This window comes from Bowdeniella massiliensis (genome assembly GCF_023634005.1).
Classification (GTDB): domain Bacteria; phylum Actinomycetota; class Actinomycetes; order Actinomycetales; family Actinomycetaceae; genus Bowdeniella; species Bowdeniella massiliensis.
The window spans coordinates 1-473 of record NZ_JALIQR010000044.1; the positions used below are offsets into that span (position 1 = coordinate 1).

At 47.1% G+C, this 473-nt stretch carries 1 protein-coding gene; it reads left to right on the top strand.

From position 1 onward, the window contains the following. A partial coding sequence (locus MUN85_RS12535; RefSeq protein WP_250507003.1) for a hypothetical protein occupies positions 1 to 186 on the top strand: 186 nt, incomplete at its 5' end. Positions 187 to 473: the final 287 nt, after the last annotated feature.

The window sequence follows — 473 nt, forward strand, 5'->3', positions numbered from 1 at the left end:
CCCTACCTTAGGATGAACGTCGCCACCGACGCCATCGTCGACCCCGGGCAGTGCCCGCAGATTGCCTCTCCCAAGTACACCGGCTGCCCCCAGATCTCCTGGAATGGCTGTACTATTTCGAACCCACCCTGGTGCTCGACTACCTGGCTCTACCCCAACATCTCTTACTACTATACACGTCGCTAGCGCAGGGTCGCTCATACCTGCCGCTCCACCGCCTGCTACACTCGCTGCATGAACTCTTCCAACTAACGGCTTTGCACATTCTATTAAATGTGAAAGGTCAGTCCCTTTTGGAGGAGCCATTTCAGTAGTAACTGCAAATTTTCCACTTTCTAATGTTTCTCTTAATAAGCTCATCTCTAATCCCCCTTTTAACCTTCTAAAAAAAACTTTTATGAATTTGCTGCTGCTTCTTTCTTTTTCTTTGCACTTAAACTTCTTGGATTATTTTGCTTAGAATAGTCTTTTGG